We start from the raw sequence: 324 nt of genomic DNA, 5'->3' as shown, positions 1-324 counted from the left end.
CCCCCCCCCCCCCCCCCCCCCCCCCCCCCCCCCCCCCCCCCCCCCCCCCCCCCCCCCCCCCCCCCCCCCCCCCCCCCCCCCCCCCCCCCCCCCCCCCCCCCCCCCCCCCCCCCCCCCCCCCCCCCTCACCCCCCCCCCCCCCCCCCCCACCTACACTAGGTTCTCTTCGTCGGCAGCGTCAGATGTGTATAAGAGACAGGCATACAGTCGCGCCTTTCATGGCTCCGCAGTGATGACTCCTTCCTCCGCCCCCTTACTGATCGGCTGTGCCGCCGGCTTCTCCGGCGACCGGGTGGACGCCGCCGGGCCGGTGGTCGATTCGCT

At 79.0% G+C, this 324-nt stretch carries 2 protein-coding genes; both read left to right on the top strand.

Translation table 11 applies throughout. The features are described 5' to 3' along the window. Positions 1 to 233: hypothetical protein (locus tag JHD63_RS23215; RefSeq protein ID WP_233168564.1), on the top strand; the 233-nt coding region annotated here is incomplete at its 5' end. Next, on the top strand, positions 233 to 324 hold a 92-nt coding region (locus tag JHD63_RS24380; RefSeq protein WP_233168565.1), incomplete at its 3' end, for a DUF1446 domain-containing protein. The genes JHD63_RS23215 and JHD63_RS24380, both read left to right, overlap by 1 nt.

The sequence above is a fragment of the Xylophilus sp. ASV27 genome, assembly GCF_016428875.1.
Taxonomy (GTDB): Bacteria; Pseudomonadota; Gammaproteobacteria; order Burkholderiales; family Burkholderiaceae_C; genus Xylophilus.
The sequence above is the reverse complement of the archived record's forward strand: the minus strand, read 5'-3'. Positions and strand labels throughout refer to the sequence as shown.